We start from the raw sequence: 23,559 nt of genomic DNA, 5'->3' as shown, positions 1-23,559 counted from the left end.
CCACTACAGGCACCCCGAAAACGCTGCTAACCTAAACCCCGCGACTGGGGACATTCACCGAGCACCAACCGGGGAATTTCGATGAGCGTCATCAGCAAGACAACGATCAGCTTCGCCGGCAGCTCCGTGACGTTGACGCTCTCGAACCGGCTGCGCCCTGCCGTCGGCTCCACCAACTCGGCTACACAACGCAGCAGCGTGGTCTTGCCGGAGCCGGAGCGCCCGGCGATCCACATGAACTCCATTCCTGATCCAGCCCATTGCACTTCACCGCCCATCACCCCCAGAACTTAACGTTGCTTAACGCCAGCGGCACCGCCTGTAATTGAGGTCACAAGCCACCAAGGCAACCCGACGATCGACAGGAAGGGGGAAACCCATGGCCACCACCGAGCCGACCACCATCGACCGGCCCGCCAAGGTCTCGGCCGCCGCCGTCGCGCGCGCCGCCGGGGTCTCCCCCGCCACCGTCAGCTACGTGATGAACGGCCAGCGCGGCGTCTCCGCGGACACCCGCCGCCACGTGCTGAAGGTCGCCAACGAGCTCGGGTTCCGCCCGTCCTCCCACGGCCGGCTGCCGGACCCGCAGCTGACCCGCGTCGTCGGGCTGATCCTGCCGAACATCACCAACCCGATGTACACCGGCTGGGCCCAGCACATCATCACCGCCACCGCCGAACAGGGCTTCGAGGTCTTCGTCGCCACCACCCAGGACGACGCCGACTCCCTGGCCCAGGTCGCCACCACCCTGGCCGCGCGCAACGTCGACGGCGTCGTCATCGCCGCCGCCCTGCGCGAGGACTCCCGCGCGCTGCGCACCCTGCGCCAGCACCGCATCCCCTACGTCTACCTCTCCCGCCGCTCCGAGCACGTGCCCGGCGACTTCGTCGGCATCGACGACGACGCCGCCGCGGCCCAGCTCATGCGCCACGTCCTCGGCCACGGCTACACCGACCTCGCCACGGTCATCGGGCCGCGCTTCTCCACGGCCTCCCTGGCCCGCGAGCAGGCGTTCGTCCGCACCGCGGCCGCCGCCGGCGTCACCGTCACCGGGGCCCGGAAGGTCAGCACCCGCCTCAACTCCGCCGGCGGCCAGCTCGCCGCCCAGCGGCTGCTCGCGGCGGAGAACCCGCCCCGCGCGATCGTCTGCGGCTCCGACGAGATCGCCGTCGGCGTCATGGAGCACGCCCTGTCCCTGGGGCTGCGCATCCCCGAGGACCTCGCCGTCGTCGGCAGCGACGGCCTGCCCCACAGCCGCTCCCGCCTCATCGGCATGACCACCATCGTCCAGCCCGTGCAGCAGATGGCGCGCCGCGCCTTCGAACTGCTCCACGACCAGATCGTCTCCCCCCGCACCACCTACGCGCACACCGTGTGCGGCCACCAGCTCCACCTCGGCACCTCCTGCGGGTGCCCGCCGCCGCCCCCGGCGCGGCCCTGACAGCACCACCACCGCACCCACCGGCCCGGCGAGGGCCGGGCAGTCCTCCCTCCCCAGGAAAGGCACACCCATGTCCAGCACCACGCAAGCGACGGCAATGAGGCCGCCCCACGTCGTGAACCGGCTCATCTTCCGCCGGATCATGCCCCTGCTCATCGGCGCGTACGTCATGGCGTTCATCGACCGGTCCAACATCGGCATGGCCAAGGACCGGCTCGAGATCGACCTCGGCATCTCCGCCACCGCCTACGGGATCGGCGCCGGCCTGTTCTTCCTCACCTACGCCCTGTCCGAGATCCCGTCCAACCTGATCATGCACAAGGTCGGCGCCCGCTTCTGGATCATGCGCATCATGATCACCTGGGGCCTGATCTCCGCGGCCATGGCCCTGGTCCAGGGCGAGTGGTCCTTCTACATCCTGCGCATGCTCCTCGGCGTCGCCGAGGCCGGCCTCTTCCCCGGCGTCATCTACTTCCTCACCCAGTGGTTCACCGCCAACGACCGCGCCAAGGCCAACGGCCTGTTCCTGCTCGGCGTCTCCATCGCCAACATCGTCGGCGCCCCGCTCGGCGGCGTCCTGCTCACCATGGACGGCATCGGCGGCCTGCACGGCTGGCAGTGGATGTTCATCATCGAGGGCCTGCCCGCCTGCGCCCTGGCGTTCGTGGTCTGGAAGTTCCTGCCCAACAAGCCCACCGAGGCCAGGTTCCTCACCCGCGCCGAGGCCGAGGACCTCGAGGCCCGCATCGCCGCCGAGGAGGCCGCCGGCGCCGCCGCCGCCGGGAACTCGAAGCTGCGCCACGTCCTGCGGGACAAGCAGATCCTGCTCGTCGTCGGCATCTACTTCACCCACCAGATCGCCGTCTACGCGCTGAGCTTCTTCCTGCCCTCCATCATCGGCACGTACGGCGAGCTCGGGCCCGTCCAGATCGGCCTGCTGACCTCCATCCCCTGGATCTTCTCCGCGCTCGGCGCCCTGCTGCTGCCGCGCCTGGCGACCGACTCCCACCGCTCCCGCCTCATCGCCACCGCCACCATGGTCGGCATCGTCGCCGGCTTCGTCCTCGGCGCCGTCGGCGGCCCGGTCCTGGGCATGATCGGCTTCTGCCTGGCCGCGTTCAACTTCTTCGCCCTGCAGCCGATCCTCTTCACCTACCCCGCGACCCGCCTCTCCGGCGCCGCGCTGGCCGGCGGCATCGCGTTCGTGAACACCGTGGGCCTGTTCGGCGGCTTCCTCGGCCCGTACGTCATGGGCTACCTCGAGGAGGCCACCGGCTCCAAGCTCGCCGGCCTCTGGTTCATCGTCGCCATGTGCGCCGTCGGCGCCGTCCTCACCCGCTTCCTCAAGCGCGGGGCCGAGGACCCGTCGAAGGCCGCCGTCGCCGGCCACTAGCCACCCGTGGGGGGAGGACGACGGCGGCGCCCCCGCCGTCGTCCTCCCCCGCCGCACGGCCCGCCCCGCCCGCCACACGATCCCGACCCCACCCCGCGCCGCCGCGGCGCCCCGCACCAAGGAGCCCCATGACCGCCACCGCCCTCGACTACACCGGCCGCAGGGTCCTCGTCACCGCCGGCGCCGCCGGCATCGGCCTGGCCATCGCCACCCGCTTCCGGGACCTGGGCGCGGACGTGTTCGTCACGGACGTCGACCCGGCCGCCGCCGCCCGCGCCGCCGACGCCGGGTTCGCCGCCCGGACCAGCGACGTCTCCGACGAGGACCAGGTCGCCCGGCTCATGGCCGACGTCGAGGCCGAGCTCGGCGGGCTGGACGTGCTCGTGAACAACGCCGGGATCGCCGGGCCCACCGGGCCCATCGAGGAGCTCGACGCCGAGGCCTGGCGCAAGACCTTCGACGTCAACGTGCACGGGCAGTTCTACGCGATCAAGCACTCCCTGCCGCTGCTGCGGCGGGCCGACGACGGCGCCATCGTCAACCTCTCCTCCGCCGCCGGCCGGCTCGGCATGGCCGGGCGCAGCCCGTACTCGGCCTCCAAGTGGGCCGTCGTCGGCCTGACCAAGACGCTCGCCATCGAGCTCGGCGGGGACGGGATCCGCGTCAACGCGATCTGTCCCGGCGCGGTCAACGGGCCGCGCATCGACGCGGTCATCGAGGCCAAGGCGGCGATGCTGGGCCGGCCCGTCGAGGAGGTCTCCGACCTGTACCACGGGCAGTCCTCCCTGAACCGGCTCGTGGAGGCGGAGGACATCGCCAACATGGCCGTGTTCCTGGCCGGCCCCCTGGCGCGCAACGTCAACGGCCAGGCGATGGCCGTCGACGGCAACACCGAGAAGCTCTACTAGAAGGAACCCCCATGCCCAGCAAGCGCAAGGTCATCATCACCTCCGCCGTCACCGGCGCGATCCACACCCCCTCCATGTCCCCGCACCTGCCGGTCAGCCCGGACGAGATCGCCGAGGCCGCGATCGGGGCGGCGGAGGCCGGGGCCGCGATCGTGCACATGCACGCCCGCGACCCCAGGGACGGGCGGCCCTCCCAGGACCCGGAGCACTTCGCGCCGATCCTCGAGAAGCTCAAGGCCAACACGGACGCGGTCGTCAACATCACCACCGGCGGCTCCCCGCACATGAGCGTTGAGGAGCGGATGCGCCCCGTCGCGGAGTTCAAGCCGGAGCTGGCCAGCCTGAACATGGGGTCCATGAACTTCGGGCTGTACCCGATGCTGGAGCGGTTCACCGAGTTCGGGCACGAGTGGGAGCGCGAGGCCCTGGAGAAGTCCCGGGACCTGGTCTTCAAGAACACGTTCGCGGACATCGAGACCATCCTGGGCATCGGCAACGCCAACGGGACCCGGTTCGAGTTCGAGTGCTACGACATCTCCCACCTGAACAACCTGGCCCACTTCCACGCGCGCGGCCTGGCGCGGGGGCCGCTGTTCGTGCAGTCCGTGTTCGGGCTGCTCGGCGGGATCGGCGCGCACCCCGAGGACCTGATGCACATGCGCCGCACCGCGGACCGGCTGCTCGGGGACGACTACCTGTGGTCCATCCTCGGGGCCGGGCGGAACCAGATGCCGCTGGCGACGATCGGCGCGGCCATGGGCTCGCACGTGCGGGTCGGGCTCGAGGACTCGCTGTGGATCGGGCCGGGCGAACTGGCTAAGACCAACGCGGAGCAGGTGTCCCGGATCCGCACGATCCTGGAGGCGCTGAACTTCGAGGTCGCCACCCCGGACGAGGCGCGCGAGATGCTGCGGCTCAAGGGCCGCGCGAACGTCGGGTTCTGATGTCCGTGCGCCTGCTCATCGCCCCCGACAGCTTCAAGGGCACGTTCTCCGCGGCCGAGGTCGCGGAGCTGGTCGCGCGCGGGGCGCGGGCGGCGGGGGCCGCCGCCGTCGAGCTGCCCGTGGCCGACGGCGGCGAGGGCACCGCGGAGATCCTGGCCGCCGCACTCGGGGCCGCCCCGGTGCGGACCGCGACGGTCGGGCCGTGGCGGGATCCGCTGGAGGCGGAGTACGCGCTGGCGCCGGACGGGACGGCGGTCATCGGGCTGGCCGCGGCCAGCGGGATCACCCTGCCTTGCTCCGGGACCCGCGACCCCCTGGCCGCCGACACGTACGGGACCGGCGTGCTCATGGCCGACGCCGCGGGCCGCGGGGCCCGCCGGATCGTCGTGGCGGCCGGCGGCAGCGCGACGACCGACGGCGGCGCCGGGGCCGTGGAGGCCATCGGCGAGCGCGGCGGGCTGCGCGGCGCCTCCGTCACCGTGCTCAGCGACGTGACCACCGTCTTCGAGGACGCCGCCCGGGTCTTCGGCCCGCAAAAGGGCGCGACTCCGGGGCAGGTCGCCGAGCTGACCGCGCGGCTGCACCGGCAGGCGGCGGTGTTCCCGCGCGACCCCCGCGGCGTGCCCGCCACCGGGGCCGCCGGCGGGTTCAGCGGCGGGATGTGGGCGCACTTCGGCGCCGAGCTGGTGCCCGGCGCGGACTACGTGCTGGACGCGGTCGGGTTCGACCGGCTGGCGGCGGGGGCCGACGCCGTCGTCGTCGGCGAGGGCCGGCTGGACTCGCAGACCGGCCAGGGCAAGATCATCTCCGCGATCCTGGCCCGCAGCGCCGCCGTGCCGGTGTACGCCGTTGTGGGGTCCGTGCATCCGGACCTCGGGGACTACGCCCGGAACTTCGCGGACGTCATCGTGGCGTCGGACGCGGCCGCGCTCGAGCGGGCGGGGCGGGCGGTGGCGGAGGCGGTACTGCACCGCTCCTAACCGCCCGGCACCGCGGGCCTCCGCCCGCCGCTGCTGGCGATCCCTTGCCGGGCAAGGCGGCCGGTTCCCTGCCAGGTCCGTCCTGCCACTTTCGACCACAAACGGATAGAATGTGGTCGGAGGGATCGAACGATGACGGCAGAAGTCCATGCGCCGGTCGAGGCGCTCATCGACAGGGTGCAACCCGGCTTCAGCAGCGACGAGCTGGCCGAGGCCCTCGAGCGCGCGCTCGAACGGCACAAGGCCTCAGCCACGGCGGCGCTCACGCCGTCGGACCAGGCCTTCTGGGACCGGCATGCCGGGATGCCCAGCGGCCCGGCAGCGCGCTCGCATGCGATGGCCGCAGCAGTCGCTGCCGCGGCCATCCACCAGGCGACCGGCCTCAGCTCCGATGCCGTGGCCCTCCGGCTTGGCCTCCAGCCATCCACCGTGCGCCGCTATGTGCGGGACCGCAAGCTGTACGCATTCAAGGTCAACGGCCGGGCGTTGTTTCCCTCGTGGCAGTTCACCGAGGCCAGGCGCCCACTGCCCCACCTGGCGCAGGTATTGGATGCGCTGCCCGCGGGAAGCCACCCCCAGACCGTCCAGGGCTTCTTCACGACCCCTCAGCCCGACCTCCGCCGCTCTGGGGAATCAGTGACTCCACTGGAATGGCTGGACTCCGGCGGCGAACCGGAGCGCGTCATTGCTTTGGCCTCCTCCGTCGGCCGCCTGTGAAGCCCCCCTCCCCCGAGGACCTGCGGCGGATCGGGAGGCACGAGCGCGTTCTGGAAGCCGACACGGTCCTGTGGCGGATCCACGCCACGGCGTCCGCGCATCCAATGGCATGGAACGCATTGCGCACGTTCGGCCCACTGCCCGGCGCCCGCTGGGACCCGCACCCGGAACCCGCAGGCGACCATTCCCCCCTGGGGGCGGCCTGCTTCGGCAACGACCTGCCCACCTGCATCGCCGAGGTCTACCAAGACACCCGGTTCGTCGACGTCGACGCGGGGGCGCCCTATGCCACGGCCATCGAAACGGCCAGCGACACCGTCCTGCTCGACCTCACGGACGTGTGGCTGGTGCGGGCCGGCGCTAAGGCCTCACTGGCCTGGTCCGGGGAGAAGGCCGTCACCCGCGCCTGGTCCCGGGCGATTCACCAAGCCTGGCCGGACCTCGACGGCGTCGTTGCGCCGTCGGCCGTCGCCGGCCGCGACGTCGTGGTGTTGTGGAAGGCCCGGCCGTTTCCGGCAGCGCCGTCGTTTTCGGTCCCGCTGAGCCACCCAGGCATCGCCACAAGGATTGCCGCGGCAGCGGACCTGCTCAACTACACCTCCAACGTCACCTGACCAGTCACGCGGCCTCGGTGCCCAACGAGGTGGCCACCGCGTTCGATGACGGGTCTCCGGCCGCAAAAGGGCGCGCGGCCTACAGCGGACGCCCGTAGGGGTAGTCCACCCACCGGCCGGTGCCCTCCTCCGGGCAGGCGTCGTCGGCGCCGCGGCGCGTGCACCAGTAGTCGGCCGGGTAGCGGGCTCCCTGGATGACCGCGCTCAGATCAATGCCGTGCGGCGCCGCCCGTAGGATCGGTCCGTGAATAGCAAGCGGAACACCGTCGGGGCCCTCCGGGGCGAGATCACCGACGCGATCGCGGCCGTCCGCGCCGTCGCCCGGTCCGAGCGCGACGAACGGCGCGAGCACGCCGCCGACTGGCTCGACGCGCAGTTCGCCGGCGTCACGGACGTGCGCGGCCTCCGGGAGGCCGCCGCGACGGCGCTTTCGCTCTACGCGGGCAACGGGTCGTTCTCCGACGTCGGGACCTCCGAGTCGGCGGGCGCCGTCGGCCGGCTGCACGCGGCGCTGCGCCGGGGGCGCAGCTGGTTCCTGCGGAACCGGTGACGGTCAGGCGGTGCTGCGCGACGGCGCCCGCCGGGTCTTCGGCCCGTTGAACGGCGGCCGGGGCTCGCCGCACCGGGAGCCGGTCCAGTACCGCCCGCCGATGAGGATCCCGGCCAGGGCACCGTACGCCCACGCGAAGGGCAGCGCCGGCTGGTCCGTGGCGCCAGCCGCGAACCCCAGGGCGAACAGGCCGAGGGGAACCACGAGGAGGAGCCCGTTCCTGACCGGAAGCGGCGGCGGGAAGCGGAAGAGGGCCCCACCGGCGAGGACTCCGACGGCGAGGCACGCGACGGCGAACGCGGTGGGCGAGAGGAGGGCGAGCTGGACGACGCCGGCGGCCAGCAGCACGAGGACGCAGACGGCGTTCATCGCGGCGAGGCGCGGCCCGCCGGCGAATGCACCGTCGGTCCCTCGCCGACGCCGGCGCCACGGGTCGACGCCGGATCCAGCGCGCGGACCGAACCAGACCTGGGCTGCCGCGATCCCGCCGACGAGGACCCCGATGAGCCACGCCGGCGCCACCCGGATCCCCAGGGCGTCGTCGAGTGCGGTCAACGCCGCGTAGTTCAGCACGAGCGACCAGCCCATGACGGCGAGCGCTCGGCCCGAGGCCGAGACGACGCGGAACACGACGAACGCGTAGGCCGCCGCGACCGCCAGGACCGCCGACGACACCATGAGGCTGCCGCGGGCGAACCACGCGAAGAACCCGAGCGCGGCGGCAACCAGCAGCACGCGCAGGAGCGTTCCGCCCCACTGGTCTCTCGTCACCTCGGTTGTACCCCCTCGGCACCACCCTAGGACACCCGCAGGGCGTCCCTGCGCCAGCTGCCCGATTTCATGTCCTACGGCTGTCCTGTCGGGGACGTTTCACGGTAAGGCCGCGCGCACCGTCGGAGGCGCCACGCGCCTCCTCCCCTGCAAGCCTCCTAGGCTCAAGTACGTCGGCGAGAGCCGCCGGATCGAGGAGACCCTGCTCGAGCACGAGGTCCGAGAGCGTCCGCCGCGTAGACAGCGCCTCCTTCACGAGCGAGGCCGACACGGCATAGCCGAGCAGCGGCGTTAGTGCGGTGACGACGGAAACGGACGCACTGATCCGTTCGCGCAAGACGTCCTCCTGGGCGGTGATTCCCTCCACGCAGCGGTCGCGCAACAGCCGGCAGGCCCGTTCCAGCCACTCGGCAGACTCGAAGAGTGCGTCAGCCATGACGGGTTCGAAGGCGTTCAACTGCAGCTGCCCGGCTTCGACGGCCATCGTGACCGTCGCGTCGGCGCCGACCACGCGGAAAGCGACCTGGTTGACCATCTCGGGGATCACGGGATTGACCTTCCCCGGCATGATCGAGGACCCCGCCTGGACCGCCGGCAGCCGAATCTCGCCGAATCCCGCCTGGGGGCCCGAAGCCAATAGACGCAGGTCGTTGCAGACCTTGGACAGCTTCACCGCGGCCCGTTTCAGGGCCCCCGAGATCAGCAGGAAAACGCCGGTGTCCGCCGTAGCTTCGACGAGGTTGGCGGCGCTCACGACGGGGAGCTCCGTGATCCGCGCGAGCTCCGGGACGACTCGCGCCCGGTATTCCGCCCCCGCGTTGATCCCGGTGCCTATCGCGGTGGCCCCGAGGTTGACCTCGAGCAGGTGCCGCCGCGCTTCGGCAATGCGCTCGGCGTCCTCCCGCAGCGTCTCAGCGAAGGCGGCGAACTCCTGCCCGAGCGTCATCGGAACCGCGTCCTGAAGCTGGGTCCGGCCGACCTTGAGGATCCCTGCGAAAGCCTCGCCGCGCTCCGCGAACGCCTCGACCAGCAGGGCGTGCTCGGCCAGCAACCGATCCAGCGCCCGGTGCAAGGCGATTTTCACGGCCGTCGGGTAGGCGTCGTTAGTACTCTGGCTGCGGTTGACGTGCTCGATGGGGTCCAGCTGCCCGTAGGCGCCGCGTCCATGCCCGAGGAGTTCGAGGGCGCGGTTCGCAATCACCTCGTTGGCGTTCATGTTGGTGCTAGTGCCCGCCCCGCCCTGGATGCGGTCGACGACGAAGTGCGCGTCCAGATCCCCGGCCATGACCTCCGCACACGCCTTCTGGATGGCCGCGGAGGTCCCGCAGTCGAGCAGCCCCGCCCCCTCGTTGGCCCGGGCGGCTGCTGCCTTGATAGCGCCGAACGCCCAGACGAGGTCGCGCAGCGTCCCGATGGGCCGATCGCTGACGGGGAAGTTGTGCCGGGCCCGCTCCGTTGCAGGCCCCCAATACGCCGCGGCCGGGACCTCGAGCGTCCCCAGGGCATCCTCCTCGCGCCTGGTCGCCGCCTCGGCGCGCTGCGGCAGTGTCGTCGTCATGTTTCCTCCATGGGCTCTGCGGTGTGGATGTAGTCGAGGGCGGTGAGCGCCAGGGCGGCGGCGCCGTCGCGGATGGCCCGGTTGGCGGCCTCGCCCACGCAGTGCTCCGCGAAAGCCGGCTGGTGGTTGGAGGCCGGGTAGCAGTCGAGTCCGATGTACGGGTGGATGGCCGGGACCACCTGGGAGACGTTGCCCATGTCGGTGGAGGCGCGCGCCATCGTTGCGTGGGCGGGCGGTGCGTCGAAGGTCCGGCCGAGGGCTTCGGCGTGGCCTACGTAGAGGGCGAGCGCGCGCTCGTCGGTCCGGAACTCCGAGTACGGCTCGGACTCGGGGACGATGTCCAGCTCGCATCCGGTGGCGAGGGCCCCGGCCCGGAAACAGCGCTCGACGCGCTCCTGCAGGGGCCCCAATTCCGCGAGGCTGCCGGCACGGATGTACCAGCGCCCTTCCGTCCGTTCGGGGATCGCGTTCGGGGCCTCCCCGCCCCGGGTTTGGATCCCGTGCACCCGGGTACCGTGGGGAAGCTGCTGGCGCAGGAGCCCGATGGCGACCTGCGCGACGGTGAACGCGTCCGCCGCATTGACCCCCTGCTCCGGGTAGGCGGCGGCGTGGGCGCCGCGGCCCGTGTAGGCGACGTGGGAGTGCGCGACGGCGTAGGGCTCGGCCGCGGCCCAGTCCACCGGGGAGGGGTGGACCATCATCGCCAGGTCCAGGCCCGTGAAGGCACCGCGCTTGAGCAGCTCGATCTTCCCTCCCCCGCCTTCCTCTGCGGGCGTTCCGTAGACCTCGACCGACAGCCCCAGCTCCTCGGCGTGGCGGGCCAAGAGGATGGCGGCGCCGCAGGAGGCCGCCGCGATGATGTTGTGGCCGCACGCGTGGCCGAGCCCGGGAAGCGCGTCGTACTCGGCCATGAGCCCGATCCGGTGCGGGCCCGGCCCGGACACGGCCCGCACTGCCGTGTCCAGGCCGAGGTAGCCGCGCTCGACGTCGAATCCGTGGCCCTCCAGGAGTTCCGCGGTCCATTCGGCGGCCCGGTGTTCCTGCCACGCCGTCTCCGGTTGGGCGTGCAGCCGTTCGGAGTAGGCGGTCAGCTCCGGAAGGTGCCCCTCCAAGACTGCGAGTTCGCGGGTGCGGTCCGCAGCCGCCGTGTCGATGCGCATTCCTGATTCCTACTCGTCCCCGGGCACGCCGTAGGTCGGGGCGGACGTGGGGTTCAGCGCCCGGCTGCGGTACGCCTCCTTCTCCGGCTTCCAGCGCTCCCAGAGCCGCTCGAGCCGCCCGATCGGGTCCTCGTCATCCCAGTCCACGCGCAGGTCGCTGACGGCCCAGGAATGGCGGTCGACGACCATCAACCCCGCGGAATGCACGGGCCCGACCTCGCCGCCGGCCTCGAGTCCGGCCCGCAGCCCATCGAGGAGGCGCCGCTCCAGGTCCTGGGCCCCCGACGCGTGGAAGGCGTCCATCATGGCCCGGGGCACGCCCGGCCCGGAGAGCAGGTTGCCCGCGGCGACGGCGCCGTCCGCTTCGACGACGTCGTGTGTGCCTAGCGTCCCGCTCCCGGAGAACGACGCGGTCTGCCCGGTCGCATCGACAACTGAGAGCTGCCGGAAGTCGATGTGCTCGGCGCTCCCAACGACGTCAGCGAGCGCCTCGGCTGCCGGCCGTCCGCCGGCCAAGGCGTCCAGGATGCGCCCGCCGAGGGCGGGGTCGGTCACGTTCTGCGAGGCAACCCCGCCCACGCCGGCCCGCAGGTGGATGCATCGGGCGGCCACGGACGGGCTCGACGACGTGACGACCATGCCGAACGCTCCGGTCCCGGGGTCCCGCGCAACGAGTGAGAAGGTCATGGGTTCTCCTTGGATTGTGTGTGGTTGCTTCCGGTCAGGCTCCTGCCTTGACCTTGCCGTCCATCTGGGCGCGGTTGGTGGCTCCGAGCACCTCGCCCCCGGTGACCCGGTCGGACAGGTCCGCGGACTTCTTGACAAGGTCCAGGGGGCCGTCGAAGTCGAAGTTCCGGTAGACGGCGGCCAGCTGGGCGAAGGGCGGCGACTGCGCGAAGAGCTGGAACGTGAGGCGGTGGCCCGCGTAGTCGCTGTTGAGCAGGTCCCTCGCGAAGGCCAGCAGCTTGCGCCGGTCCTCGGCAACCCAGTTCTCGTTGACGTTGTAGTACTTCTCGAGCCAGTCCTTGGTGTCCGGGTGGCTGAAGGAAGCGGCGTCCGGGGTGATGCAGATCTGGCCGCCGCAGAGTTCGCGGGCGGTGTGCATCATGGCGGGCAGCTGCGAAAGGGCGTGGACGCGCCCGGTATAGAGCAGCGACTGGTTGGGCATTAGCAGCCCGCCCGGGCTCTCTTCCGCGAGGGAGATGGCTGCGGTCAGGTGGGCGTTGATGGATTCGCGGTAGCACGCGAGCTGGGCGAGCTTCTCTTGAACGGCCGGCTGCTTCTCCAGACCGGTCTGCTTCACGTTCCACAAGGCGGCGCCGATCATCAGGTCGGCCAGGTGCAGGGTGCGCTGCACGAAGGGGAACGCCGAGTAGCGGTGCAGGGTGGAGCGGATGAACGAGGCCGCCCGCGTGTGCTGGTAGAAGAGGACGTCCTCCCAGGGGATCTCGACGTTGTCGAAGACCACGAGGGCCTCGACCTCGTCGACCCGGTTGGCCAGCGGGTAGTCGCGCTCGGGGGCGCGGCCGGCGAAACCGGTGCGGCAGATGTACTTCAGGTTGGGGTTGGACAGGTCGGCGATGAAGCCGACGGCGTAGTCCGAGAGCTCGCTGTTGCCCCAGTTGGCGATGGTGGGCTTTGTGAATGCCTGGTTGGCGTAGGCGGCCGCGGTCTCGTACTTGGCGCCGCGGACCACGATCCCGTTGTCCGTCTCGCGCACCACGTGCAGGAGCATGTCCGGATCCTGGTCCTGCGGCGCCTTGGACCGATCGCCCTTCGGGTCGGTGTTGGCGGAGATGTGGAACGGGTCGGACTGGATCGAGCGGGCGATGTGGCGGCGGATGTTTTCCGAGAAGCGCGGATCGACCTCGTTGAGGACGTCCTGCCCGTCGAACAGGGACCACATCTCTCCCACGGTCTCGTCGCCGACCCGGGTGACGACGCCGCCGGACTCGCGCTGGACCAGGTCCACGGCCCGGCGCTTGTCCCACCAGTCCTGCTGGGTGCGCGGCAGGCGGTTCCCGATGGCGTTCAGCTCCCCGGTTTCCGGGTCCGCATACGTCATCGCCGCCTGCGTCGACTCCTCGTGGGCCATGTCGTAGATCCGCGCGCGGCGGTCCACGATCGGCTTGAACATGGGGTGCGTGGTCACGTCCGCGACCTGCTCGCCGTCCACGTAGACCTTGCGGCCGTCGCGGATCGAATCGCGGTACTCGTCTCCTGTACGGATCATGGCTTGTCCTGTCGTGTGGGGTGGTGGGTGGCGTCAGCGGGTCGGGCCGGAGCCCGGGTAGTCCGGAAACTCGGAGGGCGGGAACGGCTCGGGCTTGCAGTAGGTGCGCGCGTAGTACGTCAGCGGTTCGCCGTCGCGCCCGCTCACGGCGGTGACCGACCCGAAGTAGATGAAGTGGGTCCCGCATTCGACGACCTGCCGGATGGTGCAGTCGAAGGACGCGATGGCGTCCTCCACGACCGGGCAGCCGGACTGTGTGTCGGCCCAGTCGCCGCAGGTGAAGTCCCAGCGGTCCTTGCCGGGCCAGGGCCGGCCGGCGAAGGTGTCGGCAACGTGGTCGTGCTGGCGTCCGAGCACGGACACCGCGAAGTGGCCATTGCGGGTGATGGCCTCATTGAGCGGACTCTTCCGGTTGATGCACACGAGGAGCGTCTCGGGGTCGGCGGAGACCGAGCACATGGCGCTCACCGTCTGGGCCAGGCGACCGCCAGGACCCCCGGTTCCGACCACCGTCACGCCGGTCGCGACACGGCCCATGGCCCGGATGAAGTCGTCCCGCAGGTGCCCGTGGGCCCGCGGCGTGCCCTCTCGTGTGGGTGTGGTTGAAGTCATTGCTAGCTCCTCCGTCAGGCCGATGACTCGGCCGGATCGCTTTGGTAGAGCCAGTTTGTGACGTGGACCGCATTCACACCAGAAGATTCTTTAGCTGCAATCCATCGCTAAAACAGAAACCCTCTCAGAGCCTGAGATCGCGTCGGCCATTGAGGTTGAGCCGAACTTGCTCCATGAATGCCCGCATGCGGGCATTGGGCCGCACGCGCTTGAGGTGCGCAGTGGCGATTCCGAGGCCCGCACTGTCATCGGCGAGTTCGGCCGTCGCGAAGACCCTTCCCTCGTAGCTCATGGAAATGTCCGTGCGCTGGCTGAGCATCGAGTAGCCGAGCCCGCGGGCAACCAGCGCGCGGACCATCTCAAAACTCGTGGAGCGAAAGCGGATCCGGGGCCGGACGCCCGCTCGCTCGAAGAACGACAGGAAGTATTCGCCGCCCGGGGCGAGATCGAAAAGGATCAACGGCTCGGCCTCCAGCTCGTGAAGGGCCACCCGCCGCCGCCCAGAGAGCGCGTGGTCGTTCGGCAATAGGAGGTAGGGGCGGCTGTCGTGCACGCGGTCGAGCAACACGTCCCCGCCCGCGCTGGCTTCCGTGATGCCGTAGTCGTAGACCACCGCCAAATCGAGGTCGCCGGACCTCAGACCCTCGACGAGTTGCGCGTGCGACCCCTCGACGAACGAGAGGTCCACAGAAGGGTGCTTGCCCAGGAAATCGTCGATGACGCCTGGCAGGAGCACGGGCGCCAGCGTGGAGTAGCAGCCGATGCGGAGCCGGCCCGCGAGGGATTCCATATTCGACCGCGCGGACTCCTTCAGGTCGTCGACGCCCAGCAGGATCCGGCGCGCGTCGCCGAGAATCTCCTGCCCTGCGGCGGTGAGCGAGAGGCCGCGGGGCCGCCGCACGAAAACCTGGGCACCCAGCGTCTGCTCGAGGTCCGCTAGCGCCGTGGAAACCGCCGATTGGCTGATGTACATCCGTGCCGCCGCCCCCGTAACGCTGCCGGCCTCCGCCGCCGCAACCAGGTACTCGAGCTGTTTCAGCGTGAGGTCTGCCATCTGTTTTCCCGAACCTTCTTATCGATTACATGTGTTTTACAGCACGATGTGACGTAGCGCATAGTCTACTCATCGCCTCCGGCTTTCCGCCGCGAAGGCAGCCCCACCCGCGAAGCAGAGGATGACCAATGTCCGAATCAGCCGCCGACCTTGAACTGCTGCAAGAGGTCCTGTCCATTGATTCGACCTGGGGCCACGAGACCCCGCTGGCCGAGCACATCGCCGCCCGGATGCACGCATGGGGCGTGGACGAGGTGCAGGTCGTGGAGTCGATGCCCGGCCGGCACTCCGTGGGCGGACGCATCCGCGGAACCGGCGGCGGCAGGTCGCTGGTGCTCAACGGGCACCTCGACATCTACGAAGTGTCCCCGGATTGGACGAGGGCTCCCTTCGACCTCACGGTCGAGGACGGCCGGCTCTATGGAGCCGGCATCGCGGACATGAAGGGAGCGACGACCGCCGCCCTAGCGGTGATGAGGCGGCTGGCCGCCAGCGAGCGCCCGGCGGGCGACGTCGTCTTCCAAGGCGTCGCGTGCCACTTCGAGGGTGGCGTCGGCACCCGGTCCCTGCTCGAGGCAGGCTTCGGGGGCGACGCCGGAATCTGCGGCGAGCCGACCGACAACACCATCGGCACGGTCCACCGCGGCGCCGCCTATCTCAAGGTCACCACTCACGGCAGGCAGGCCCACACCTCTGCCAAGGAGCTGGGCCTCAATGCGATCGAAACGATGGAACCGGTCCTCGCCGGCATGCGGCGCTTCGAATCCGAGATGCCGTACGAGCCGCATCCGGAGTTGCCCGGGGGCCCCAATCTGAACATCGGGACGATCCGGGGCGGGACGAAGCACAACCAGGTCCCCGACCGGTGCGAAATGACCTGCGACATTCGGCTGCTGCCGAGCCAGGACCCGTACGACGTCCGCGCTCGGGCCGAGGCGATGGTGGCCCGCCTCGCGGAGGCGGACCCCCGCATCAAGGCCACCGTGGAATTCAGTGAACACTGGCTGTCCGGGCCGCGGCTCCCCTACCAGATCGACAAGGACAGCGACATTTCCCGGGCTGTCGCCTCCGCCGTCCGAGCCGCCGGGAGCGCGCCCGTTTATCGGGGCATCCCCTTCTGGACGGACATGGTGCCCCTCGGCCAGGCCGGGATCCCGTCCGTCAACATCGGCCCCGGCACTCCGCCCTACAGCTGGGCCGACGAATGGATCGCGCTCGACAAGTACGAGGAGATCATCAGAATCTACTCGGCCGCCGTCGACTCCTGGTGCAACCAGCCCGTCCTCTCCCGCGCCTAGCGTCTCCCAACCCACGAAACGAGGATCCGACCATGCGCACACCACTCCGCACCGCCCTCTGCGGCACCGCCGCCACCCTCGCCCTGGTCCTCTCGGGCTGCGGTGGGTCGACGACTGCCGCTCCCGACAATGAGACAGCGGCCGAAATCGAAACCCGCTTCCCGGGCAAGCTCACCGTCGGCACCGACCTGACCTACCCGCCGTACGACACGCTCGAAAACGGCCAGCCCGCGGGCTTCGATGTCGACTTCATGAACGCCGTCGCCGAGGAGCTCGGCCTCGAGGCCGACTACGTTGACACCCGCTTCGCGCAGATCATCGCGGGCATCAAGGCAAATCGATACGACGTGATCGCCTCGACCCTCTACATCTCGGCCCCGCGGGCGAAGGAGGTCGATTTCGTACCGTACTTCCAGACGGGCAACTCGATCCTCAGCCCGACCGGGGGCGAGAAGTACGTCGACGCCCAGGACCTCTGCGGCAAGACCGTCGGCGTCGTCACCGCAACCGTCATCGCAACGATCCTGCCCGACGAGGAAAGCGACAAGTGCGTCGACGCCGGAAAGGGCAGAATCACGGTCAAGGAGTTCCCGACGGATCCGGAAGCCACCCAGGCGTTGCTCTCCGGCCAGGTCGACGCCCAGATGACCGACGGCGCGGTCGCAAAGGTCGCCGCGGACAAGTCCAAGGGCCGGGTGGAGCTCACGAGCAAGGAGCTGATCTACCCGATCGCCGTCGGCCTCGGCGTCCAAAAGGGAGACGAGCAGATGCACGCCGCCATTTCCGACGCCATCGAGGGCCTGAAGGAGACCGGCAAGTACGACGAGTTGCTCGCCAAGTACAACCTCGAGCCGGTTGATCCCGAAGTGCTCGAAGAGTCGCGAAACCGGAAGTGATCAACCATGCAATTCGACTGGGCATACACGTTCTCCCTCTTCCTTGAGCAGGACCTCTGGGTCGGCGCCGGAATCGTCGTCGCGCTGTCGGTTCTCTCCTGGACGATCGCCAACGTGGCCGGTATCGCGCTGGCCTTGATGCGCGAGTCGCGCCGCGGCGTATTGCGAACCGTCGCCGGCCTCTACATTTGGCTCTTCCGGAGCCTGCCGCTCCTGGTGCTGCTGGTTTTCGCCTACAACATCCCGCAGGTCTTCCCCGCGTCCCAGGTCGTGCTCGGGTCGTCCTTCAACGCTGCCCTGATCGCCATGGTCCTCCACGAGGCCGCGTACATGGCCGAGATCCACCGGGGCGGGCTGCTCTCCGTGGGGCCGGACCAGCGCGAGGCGGCCAAGGCCCTCGGCCTGCGCTACGGACAGTTCCAGCGCCGCATCGTCTTGCCGCAGGCATTCCGGATCGCGCTCCCGGCCCTGGGCAACGAATTCGTTTCAATCCTCAAGCTCACCTCGCTGGCGAGCGTGATTTCCCTTCCGGAGATCCTGCTCGTCGGCCAGCGTCTCTACACGCAGAACTTCCTGGTGCTCGAGACCCTGACCGCCGTCGCCGCGTTCTACGTGCTGCTCGTGACGATCTTCGACCAGCTCCGCGGACTGCTCGAGCGCCGGCTCGACGTCACGCGGCGCACGACGAAGCTGGAGGACCGGCCGGGCGGTGAGGCGACCCTGCGGGCCGGACTCTCCCGTCCGCGCCACCCGCACACGGGCGAGAAGCTGGTCTCGGCGACCGCCGTGACCAAGACCTTCGGATCCAACCAGGTCCTCAAGGGCGTGGACCTCGACGTCCACCGCGGCGAGGTCGTGGTCGTCATCGGTCCGTCCGGCTCCGGCAAGACGACCCTCGTGCGAACCCTGAACCACCTGGAGCCGGCCGATGGCGGGACGGTGCTCGTCAACGGCGAGACGATCGGATACCGCCCGGGCCCCGACGGGACGCCGCTGCCCCTGGGCGACGCGGGCCTGGCCCGACAGCGAACCGACATCGGCATGGTGTTCCAGCGGTTCAACCTGTTCCCGCACCTGACCGTCCTGGACAACGTCACCCTCGCCCCGGTCCAGACTGGCCTCATCGGCAAGGCCGAGGCGCAGGAGTTCGCGCGTCAGCTCCTGGAACGGGTTGGGCTAGGAGCGCATGCCTCGAAGTACCCGCACCAGCTCTCGGGCGGGCAGCAGCAGCGCGTCGCCATCGCCCGCGCCCTGGCGATGAAGCCCTCGGTGATGCTCTTCGACGAACCGACCAGTGCCCTCGACCCCGAGCTCGTCGGCGAAGTCCTGGCGGTCATCGAGGACTTGGCCAACGAGGGCGTGACGATGGTCATCGTTACGCACGAGATGCGACTGGCCCGCGATATCGCGGATTGGGTCGTCTTCATGGAAGACGGTAAGGCGATTACCGCAGGCCCACCGGAGCAGCTCTTCGGGGGCGAGTGCAACGAGCGGGTGCAGCGGTTCGTGCAGCACGTCGCGCCGGTCTAGTGTGCGAGTCATGGCAAGGCCCCCAGCCACTCAGCGCGGCTGGGGGTCTTGCCATGACTGCTGGCTGGCCGGGGGTAGGTCTGCCCCATGGCCCATGAACCGGCAAGCGGCACTCGGCACTCGGACGCCTAGAGGCAGCTCTTGGCCCTGAGCAAGAGTGTCGACCCGAGAACTGGCCGGACTCGACCTGAAGCTGGGCGAGCTGGCGAAGATCCGATCCCAGCGGCCGCGGTTGCCGCCTTCTCCGATTCAGCGGTCTTCAGGAAGGGTGCGCAGCGATGAAGACCGGACTCAGGAGATTTCGGGATCGCCGGCCCTGTCGGGCTCCGATGGCTCCACGGCCTCATCGCCGCGCTTCCGCCTGAAGAGTGATCCCACCGCGCCTACGCCCCCGGCTGCGGCGCCCTTGATCGCCGAACCCGTCCGCTTGGCTGCGGTGAGTGCGCGCGCTTCATCCGGAATCCCGTCGCCGTCGATGTCCACTGAGCGGAACACGTCCACGACGTCCGTCGTCTTTCCCCAGACGGCCTCGCCCAGCCCGGAGACGTTGTCGGACGCAGCCTGCAGTGCCTTCATGGCCGGCGACGGCTCGACGAGCCCCGGCTCCGGCTTCTCGAACTCAAGCAGAGACTCGGGGAAGTCCGGAGGAGTGGTGGGGAAGGCAAGTCGTGCTGCCTTCACCACGTCGCGCCCGAACGTAAAGCTCCCGAAGCCACCGATGACGGCCCCGAGGCCGAACGGGATGGCTTTGCCGAGAGTCCCGGCCCCGAGTTTCGCGCTGTTCTTCAGGGCCTCCCGCGCGATCACCGTGGCAAGCGGGGCAAGCGCGGATTCCGGCAGGTGCTCAGTAAGCACCTCGCCCCAGCTGTCGGGGAGCGCCTTACCGACCGCACCGACGGCGACGGTGCGAGCCGCATGGACGCCGCCTACTCCCGCTGCCTGGTACACGAACTTCGTCACCTGGCTCTGCGACTTCTCGCCGAGCAGCATTCCCAAGACGAGGGGCCGGGCTCGTTCCACGTCACTCACTTCGATTCCGTGGAGCTCTGTCGCGGCCAGAACGTAGAGCGCGCTCGTCTCGTAGAAGAACAGCAGGTCGGCGACACCGAGCCCCAGGGCGATGGAGGTGCCGACGCCGGGGATGGCTGCCGAGGCCCCCACCCCGGTGCTCGCGATCGTTACGGTGGAGACGTACCGCTTGTCGAGTTCCGCCAGAATCTCTGCGGCCGTGGCCTCGGGCTTGTCCCGGCGCAACGACTTCAGGTACTCCAGAACGACCGGCCGCTGGACCGAAATGGCCTCGAAGATCTTCGACTTCAGGCCATCGCCCTCGGATACGTCACCGCCTTCCTGGACGGCAACAACGAGAGCGCTCTCGTCGTCCGGCGCAGCGGGGTTCGGCTGGAGCGTTGTCATCGGTTCTCCGGTCAGCTCAGAAAGGAAGTCGAACGTGGTGTGGCTAACCGCATAGTACCGGCGGCTGCCCTCCAATCCTTGCCGGTGGGGCAGACAGTTTGGCGCCGTTCCCGCGGGCCAGCAGGAGTAGGGTCTGGCCCATGACGCATGTGAACATCGGCAAGCAGCATCCCGACGCCTACAAACAGGTCCTGGCCCTGAGCAAGGGCGCGGACGAGGCCTTCGTCCAGTCGGGTCTGGACCCGAAGCTGGCCGAGCTGGTGAAGATCCGCGTCTCCCAGCTCAACGGGTGCGCGTTCTGCCTGCGCATGCACGCCCGCGACGCGGTCGCCAAGGGCGAGACCGCGGACCGGCTCGCCGTCGTCGCGGCCTGGTGGGAGTCGCAGTACTTTACCGAGCAGGAGCGGGCCGCCCTGGCCCTCGCGGAGGAGGTCACCCAACTGCCGGTCCCGGAGCAACGTGAGTGGGACAACGGGTCGCTCAACGACGAGCAGGTCTCGGCCGTCACGTGGCTGTCGATTGTCATGAACTCCTGGAACCGCATCGCCATCCGCAGCGGGTACCCCGTCGGGCCGTAGGGTCGCCCGGTCAGGTGACGTCGTTCAGCAGCTCCAGCACGTGGCGGTAGTCCCTCCCGGTCGCCCGGGTCATGCCAAGCTCGCAGGTCCGGTTGCAGGAGGCGTGGGCCGCCGCGCCGAGGTCCCGGACCTGCCGCGACTGCCGCTCGGTGGCGGAGGCGGTCAGCTCCGGGTGGAGCATCCCGCGGTCCCCGGCGAATGCGCAACAACCCCAGTCTGCGGGGACGTCGACGCGCTCGGCCACGGCGCCAGCGACCGCGTCCAGGGCCGGGTTCAGGCCCATCCGGGTCGAGGAACAGGTCGGGTGCAGAACCAGCGAAGGCAGTCGGTTCCCCTCCGGTAGCCGGGGCAGCAGCTGCTCGGCGGCGAACTCGACGGCGTCGACGATGCGCAGCGGCAGCTCGCCCGCCGGCGGCTCGTCGGCCTCCACGGCATGCCGGAGCCCCTCGGTGCAGGAGGACGCGTCGCAGACGATCGGCAGCTCCCCGCCGCGGGTGGCCTTCCGCAGGGCCGCCGCGGTCCGGGCACGCATCGTCTCCTGCCCGGCCACCATCCCCTTGGACGACCACGGGGTCCCGCAGCACAACCCGTCGATCCCGGTGGGCACCAGCAGCTCGAGCCCCGCCTTGCGGGCCAGCCCCAGGAGGCTGTCCTGCACGCCCGCCCCGGCCGGAGCCCCGCCGTCGTCCCTCCCCGACCCGGCCGCGCCGAACATCGCCGAGACGCAGGCCGGGAAGTACACGGCGACGGGATCGCTCCCCGGTGCCGGACGGGCGCGCGAGGCACCGCCGGCCGGCAGCTCGGGCGAGTACAGCGGGACCGCATCGGCCCCGAGCACGGCCCGCGCCGCCTCGTTGGCGGAACGGACCGCGCGGATGGGGAGCCTCGCGGCGGCGTCGAGCCCCAGGCCGGCGGCGCGGGTCGCGCTCCCCCAGTGGCGGGCGGCCAGGTTCCAGCCGGCCGAGGCCACGGCCCCGGCGTCGTCGCGGCGCAGCCGCCGGACCAGGTCCCCGGTGTTGATGTCCACCGGGCACGCGGTCTGGCACATCCCGTCCACCGCGCACGTCTGCACCGACTCGTACCCGTAGTCGCGCTCGAGCTCGCGCGCCAGCGCCTCGTCCCCGGAGAGCCGGGCCGACTCGATGGCGCGCAGGCCCACGATGCGCTGGCGCGGGGTCAGGGTCAGGTCGCGGCTGGGGCAGACCGGCTCGCAGTAGCCGCAGGAGACGCAGCGGTCCACCTCCTCCGCCACGGGCGGGTCAGCCTTGATGTGGCGCAGGTGCGCCTCCGGGTCGTCGTCAAGGACGACGCCGGGGTTGAGCACGCCGGCCGGGTCGCACAGCTCCTTGATGCGGCGCATCACGTCGTAGAGTTCGTCCCCATACTGCCGCCGCACGTAGGGCGCCATGACGCGGCCGGTGCCGTGCTCGGCCTTGAGCGACCCGCCCTCGCCGAGCACCAGGTCCACCATGTCCTCGGTGAAGGCGCTGTACCGCTCCAGCTCGGCGCCGCTGGCGAAGCCGTCGGTGAGCATGAAGTGCACGTTGCCGTCCTTGGCGTGGCCAAAGATCACGCTGTCGCGGTACCCGTACCGCTCGAACAGGCCGACCAGCTCCGCGCAGGTGCGGCCCAGCGCGGGAACGGGCACCACGATGTCCTCCAGCAGCGCCGTCGTGCCCTGCGGCCGGGCCCCGGCGACGGAGGCGTAGAGGCCCTTGCGCAGATGCCACAGCGCGGCGCGGGCGCCGGCGTCGGTGGTGAACCCCGCCGGTTCCGTGAGCGCGATCGCCTCCACCGCGGCGTCCCCGCGGCGCCGCAGCTCCTCGAGTTCGGGCGCCCCGGTGGCCGAGTACTCGACGAGCAGGGCGGCCTGCTCGCGCACGTCCAGCCCCGCGACGACGCCGGGGGTGCCCCGGAGCCGCTGGCCGACCCGCAGGGACGTGGCGTCGAGCAGCTCGACGGTCGCCGCCCCGGTCTCGACGAGTCCGGGCAGCGCGTCGTTGGCCGCGTGCAGGTCGCGGAAGACCAGCAGCCCCGTGGCGGTGTGCGTCGGCCGGGCCACGGTGCGGAACACGGCCTCGGCGACGAAGCCGAGCGTGCCCTCGCTCCCGATGGCCAGGTGGGCCAGCATCTCCACCGGCGTCTCGAAGTCCAGCAGCGAGTTCAGCCCGTAGCCCATGGTGTTCTTCATCGAGAACTGCCGGCGCACGGCGGCGGCCGAGGCCGGGTTGGTGCGGACTCGGCGGGCGAGGCCCGCCAGCCCCTCGTGCAGGTCCGGCTCGAGCCGCCGCAGCTCCGCGTCGGCGCCGGGCGCCCCCGTGTCGACGACCGTGCCGGAGGGCAGGACCAGGGTCATGGACTCGAGCGTCCGGTACGTGTTTTCGGTGGTCCCGCAGTTCATGCCCGAGGAGTTGTTGGCCACGACCCCGCCGATCGTGCAGGCAGCCTCGGAGGCGGGGTCCGGGCCCAGGCGCCGCCCGTAGGGGGCCAGCCGGGCGTTGACGGCGCGGACCGTGGCGCCCGGCCGCACCCGGACGCGGGCGCCGCCGTCGAGCACCTCGATGTCGCGGAAGTGCTTGCGCACGTCCACCAAGACGCCGTCGGACACGGCCTGCCCGCTGAGGCTGGTGCCCCCGGAGCGGAAGGTCAGGGGCACGCCCTGCGCGGCGCTCGCCCGCATCAGCGCGCCGACCTCGCCGGCGTCCGCGGCCGTGACGACGGCCTGCGGAACGAGCAGGAAGTGGGAGGCGTCGTGGGCCGTGGCGTGCCGGTCGAGGGCGCGGTCGCTCACGCGGGCCGGATCGGCGACCGCCTCCCGGAGGCTCTGCAGCATGTCGAACCGCCTTTCAGCGCTGGGGTTGAGGGCTTGGGCCCCAGCCTAGGGACCGGGCCGCGCCGCGGTCCGC

General features: G+C 70.5%; 22 protein-coding genes. 12 read left to right on the top strand and 10 right to left on the bottom strand.

What is annotated here, in order from left to right; genetic code table 11:
* Positions 1–26: 26 nt before the first annotated feature.
* Entirely contained in the window at positions 27–245 is a 219-nt protein-coding gene (locus AC1Q5D_RS05330) for an ATP-binding cassette domain-containing protein (RefSeq protein ID WP_481737533.1), read from the bottom strand.
* A gap of 134 nt (positions 246–379) precedes the next feature.
* On the opposite strand from AC1Q5D_RS05330, the gene AC1Q5D_RS05325 reads away from it, so the two are divergent.
* The 8 genes from AC1Q5D_RS05325 (at position 380) to AC1Q5D_RS05290 (ending at position 7,547) form a co-directional block, all read left to right on the top strand.
* Positions 380–1,441, top strand: coding sequence for a LacI family DNA-binding transcriptional regulator (locus AC1Q5D_RS05325; RefSeq protein WP_481737532.1), 1,062 nt, complete (start codon positions 380–382; stop codon positions 1,439–1,441).
* Positions 1,442–1,511: 70 nt separating this feature from the next.
* Complete coding sequence (locus tag AC1Q5D_RS05320) at positions 1,512–2,834, top strand: MFS transporter (protein WP_481737531.1); 1,323 nt, start codon at positions 1,512–1,514, stop codon at positions 2,832–2,834.
* Positions 2,835–2,962: 128 nt separating this feature from the next.
* Positions 2,963–3,742, top strand: a complete 780-nt coding sequence (locus tag AC1Q5D_RS05315) for an SDR family oxidoreductase (RefSeq protein ID WP_481737530.1) — start codon at positions 2,963–2,965, stop codon at positions 3,740–3,742.
* 11 nt (positions 3,743–3,753) lie between these two features.
* Positions 3,754–4,686 carry a 3,5-dioxohexanoate:acetyl-CoA acetone transferase gene (gene kce, locus AC1Q5D_RS05310; protein ID WP_481737529.1) on the top strand — a complete coding sequence of 311 codons (933 nt, stop codon included), beginning with the start codon at positions 3,754–3,756 and terminating at the stop codon, positions 4,684–4,686.
* Entirely contained in the window at positions 4,686–5,666 is a 981-nt protein-coding gene (locus tag AC1Q5D_RS05305) for a glycerate kinase (RefSeq protein WP_481737528.1), read from the top strand. The genes kce and AC1Q5D_RS05305 overlap by 1 nt, the downstream gene beginning before the upstream one ends.
* A gap of 132 nt (positions 5,667–5,798) precedes the next feature.
* Entirely contained in the window at positions 5,799–6,383 is a 585-nt protein-coding gene (locus AC1Q5D_RS05300) for a helix-turn-helix domain-containing protein (RefSeq protein ID WP_481737527.1), read from the top strand.
* 104 nt (positions 6,384–6,487) lie between these two features.
* Positions 6,488–6,997 carry an RES family NAD+ phosphorylase gene (locus AC1Q5D_RS05295; RefSeq protein ID WP_481737526.1) on the top strand — a complete coding sequence of 170 codons (510 nt, stop codon included), beginning with the start codon at positions 6,488–6,490 and terminating at the stop codon, positions 6,995–6,997.
* Between the two features lie 244 nt (positions 6,998–7,241).
* A complete protein-coding gene (locus AC1Q5D_RS05290; protein ID WP_481737525.1) occupies positions 7,242–7,547 on the top strand; it encodes a hypothetical protein in 306 nt (101 codons plus the stop codon).
* Between the two features lie 3 nt (positions 7,548–7,550).
* Here the strand turns inward: AC1Q5D_RS05290 and AC1Q5D_RS05285 are convergent, their stop codons facing one another.
* The 7 genes from AC1Q5D_RS05285 to AC1Q5D_RS05255 form a co-directional block, all read right to left on the bottom strand.
* A complete protein-coding gene (locus AC1Q5D_RS05285) occupies positions 7,551–8,318 on the bottom strand; it encodes a hypothetical protein (RefSeq protein WP_481737524.1) in 768 nt (255 codons plus the stop codon).
* A 67-nt stretch (positions 8,319–8,385) separates the two neighbouring features.
* Positions 8,386–9,876, bottom strand: coding sequence for an aspartate ammonia-lyase (locus AC1Q5D_RS05280; protein ID WP_481737523.1), 1,491 nt, complete (start codon positions 9,874–9,876; stop codon positions 8,386–8,388).
* A complete protein-coding gene (locus AC1Q5D_RS05275; protein ID WP_481737522.1) occupies positions 9,873–11,036 on the bottom strand; it encodes a M20 family metallopeptidase in 1,164 nt (387 codons plus the stop codon). The genes AC1Q5D_RS05280 and AC1Q5D_RS05275 overlap by 4 nt, the downstream gene beginning before the upstream one ends.
* Before the next feature lie 9 nt (positions 11,037–11,045).
* The gene (locus AC1Q5D_RS05270; protein ID WP_481737521.1) at positions 11,046–11,723 is read right to left on the bottom strand and encodes a DUF1028 domain-containing protein; all 678 of its coding nucleotides are present in this window, start codon (positions 11,721–11,723) and stop codon (positions 11,046–11,048) included.
* A 34-nt stretch (positions 11,724–11,757) separates the two neighbouring features.
* Complete coding sequence (locus AC1Q5D_RS05265) at positions 11,758–13,269, bottom strand: 4-hydroxyphenylacetate 3-hydroxylase family protein (RefSeq protein ID WP_481737520.1); 1,512 nt, start codon at positions 13,267–13,269, stop codon at positions 11,758–11,760.
* 33 nt (positions 13,270–13,302) lie between these two features.
* Positions 13,303–13,881, bottom strand: a complete 579-nt coding sequence (locus AC1Q5D_RS05260; RefSeq protein WP_481737519.1) for a flavin reductase family protein — start codon at positions 13,879–13,881, stop codon at positions 13,303–13,305.
* A 124-nt stretch (positions 13,882–14,005) separates the two neighbouring features.
* Entirely contained in the window at positions 14,006–14,935 is a 930-nt protein-coding gene (locus tag AC1Q5D_RS05255; protein ID WP_481737518.1) for a LysR substrate-binding domain-containing protein, read from the bottom strand.
* Positions 14,936–15,063: 128 nt separating this feature from the next.
* Here AC1Q5D_RS05255 and AC1Q5D_RS05250 point away from each other — a divergent pair, with 128 nt between their 5' ends.
* Genes AC1Q5D_RS05250 through AC1Q5D_RS05240 form a run of 3 tightly spaced genes read left to right on the top strand, consistent with a single transcriptional unit; the run spans position 15,064 to position 18,659 of the window.
* A complete protein-coding gene (locus AC1Q5D_RS05250) occupies positions 15,064–16,233 on the top strand; it encodes a M20 family metallopeptidase (RefSeq protein ID WP_481737517.1) in 1,170 nt (389 codons plus the stop codon).
* A gap of 32 nt (positions 16,234–16,265) precedes the next feature.
* Positions 16,266–17,129, top strand: a complete 864-nt coding sequence (locus tag AC1Q5D_RS05245) for an ABC transporter substrate-binding protein (protein WP_481737516.1) — start codon at positions 16,266–16,268, stop codon at positions 17,127–17,129.
* Between the two features lie 6 nt (positions 17,130–17,135).
* Positions 17,136–18,659: an amino acid ABC transporter permease/ATP-binding protein gene (locus AC1Q5D_RS05240; protein ID WP_481737515.1), complete on the top strand. Its 1,524-nt coding sequence runs from the start codon at positions 17,136–17,138 to the stop codon at positions 18,657–18,659.
* Positions 18,660–18,950: 291 nt separating this feature from the next.
* On the opposite strand, the gene AC1Q5D_RS05235 is transcribed toward AC1Q5D_RS05240, so the two are convergent.
* Positions 18,951–20,075 (bottom strand): hypothetical protein, encoded by a 1,125-nt coding sequence (locus tag AC1Q5D_RS05235; protein ID WP_481737514.1) that lies wholly within the window; start codon positions 20,073–20,075, stop codon positions 18,951–18,953.
* Positions 20,076–20,215: 140 nt separating this feature from the next.
* Here AC1Q5D_RS05235 and AC1Q5D_RS05230 point away from each other — a divergent pair, with 140 nt between their 5' ends.
* The gene (locus AC1Q5D_RS05230) at positions 20,216–20,653 is read left to right on the top strand and encodes a carboxymuconolactone decarboxylase family protein (protein WP_481737513.1); all 438 of its coding nucleotides are present in this window, start codon (positions 20,216–20,218) and stop codon (positions 20,651–20,653) included.
* A 10-nt stretch (positions 20,654–20,663) separates the two neighbouring features.
* On the opposite strand, the gene AC1Q5D_RS05225 is transcribed toward AC1Q5D_RS05230, so the two are convergent.
* The gene (locus AC1Q5D_RS05225; RefSeq protein ID WP_481737512.1) at positions 20,664–23,486 is read right to left on the bottom strand and encodes an FAD-binding and (Fe-S)-binding domain-containing protein; all 2,823 of its coding nucleotides are present in this window, start codon (positions 23,484–23,486) and stop codon (positions 20,664–20,666) included.
* Between the last annotated feature and the right edge of the window lie 73 nt (positions 23,487–23,559).

The organism is Arthrobacter paludis, from assembly GCF_056782315.1.
The sequence above is the reverse complement of the archived record's forward strand: the minus strand, read 5'-3'. Positions and strand labels throughout refer to the sequence as shown.

Bases quoted from the DNA above. Each gene is read 5' to 3' on its own strand.
- AC1Q5D_RS05330 (WP_481737533.1), bottom strand. From the start codon at position 245: ATGGAGTTCATGTGGATCGCCGGGCGCTCCGGCTCCGGCAAGACCACG.
- AC1Q5D_RS05325 (WP_481737532.1), top strand. From the start codon at position 380: ATGGCCACCACCGAGCCGACCACCATCGACCGGCCCGCCAAGGTCTCG.
- AC1Q5D_RS05320 (WP_481737531.1), top strand. From the start codon at position 1,512: ATGTCCAGCACCACGCAAGCGACGGCAATGAGGCCGCCCCACGTCGTG.
- AC1Q5D_RS05315 (WP_481737530.1), top strand. From the start codon at position 2,963: ATGACCGCCACCGCCCTCGACTACACCGGCCGCAGGGTCCTCGTCACC.
- kce (WP_481737529.1), top strand. From the start codon at position 3,754: ATGCCCAGCAAGCGCAAGGTCATCATCACCTCCGCCGTCACCGGCGCG.
- AC1Q5D_RS05305 (WP_481737528.1), top strand. From the start codon at position 4,686: ATGTCCGTGCGCCTGCTCATCGCCCCCGACAGCTTCAAGGGCACGTTC.
- AC1Q5D_RS05300 (WP_481737527.1), top strand. From the start codon at position 5,799: ATGACGGCAGAAGTCCATGCGCCGGTCGAGGCGCTCATCGACAGGGTG.
- AC1Q5D_RS05295 (WP_481737526.1), top strand. From the start codon at position 6,488: ATGGCATGGAACGCATTGCGCACGTTCGGCCCACTGCCCGGCGCCCGC.
- AC1Q5D_RS05280 (WP_481737523.1), bottom strand. From the start codon at position 9,876: ATGACGACGACACTGCCGCAGCGCGCCGAGGCGGCGACCAGGCGCGAG.
- AC1Q5D_RS05275 (WP_481737522.1), bottom strand. From the start codon at position 11,036: ATGCGCATCGACACGGCGGCTGCGGACCGCACCCGCGAACTCGCAGTC.
- AC1Q5D_RS05270 (WP_481737521.1), bottom strand. From the start codon at position 11,723: ATGACCTTCTCACTCGTTGCGCGGGACCCCGGGACCGGAGCGTTCGGC.
- AC1Q5D_RS05265 (WP_481737520.1), bottom strand. From the start codon at position 13,269: ATGATCCGTACAGGAGACGAGTACCGCGATTCGATCCGCGACGGCCGC.
- AC1Q5D_RS05260 (WP_481737519.1), bottom strand. From the start codon at position 13,881: ATGACTTCAACCACACCCACACGAGAGGGCACGCCGCGGGCCCACGGG.
- AC1Q5D_RS05255 (WP_481737518.1), bottom strand. From the start codon at position 14,935: ATGGCAGACCTCACGCTGAAACAGCTCGAGTACCTGGTTGCGGCGGCG.
- AC1Q5D_RS05250 (WP_481737517.1), top strand. From the start codon at position 15,064: ATGTCCGAATCAGCCGCCGACCTTGAACTGCTGCAAGAGGTCCTGTCC.
- AC1Q5D_RS05245 (WP_481737516.1), top strand. From the start codon at position 16,266: ATGCGCACACCACTCCGCACCGCCCTCTGCGGCACCGCCGCCACCCTC.
- AC1Q5D_RS05240 (WP_481737515.1), top strand. From the start codon at position 17,136: ATGCAATTCGACTGGGCATACACGTTCTCCCTCTTCCTTGAGCAGGAC.
- AC1Q5D_RS05235 (WP_481737514.1), bottom strand. From the start codon at position 20,075: ATGACAACGCTCCAGCCGAACCCCGCTGCGCCGGACGACGAGAGCGCT.
- AC1Q5D_RS05230 (WP_481737513.1), top strand. From the start codon at position 20,216: ATGACGCATGTGAACATCGGCAAGCAGCATCCCGACGCCTACAAACAG.
- AC1Q5D_RS05225 (WP_481737512.1), bottom strand. From the start codon at position 23,486: ATGCTGCAGAGCCTCCGGGAGGCGGTCGCCGATCCGGCCCGCGTGAGC.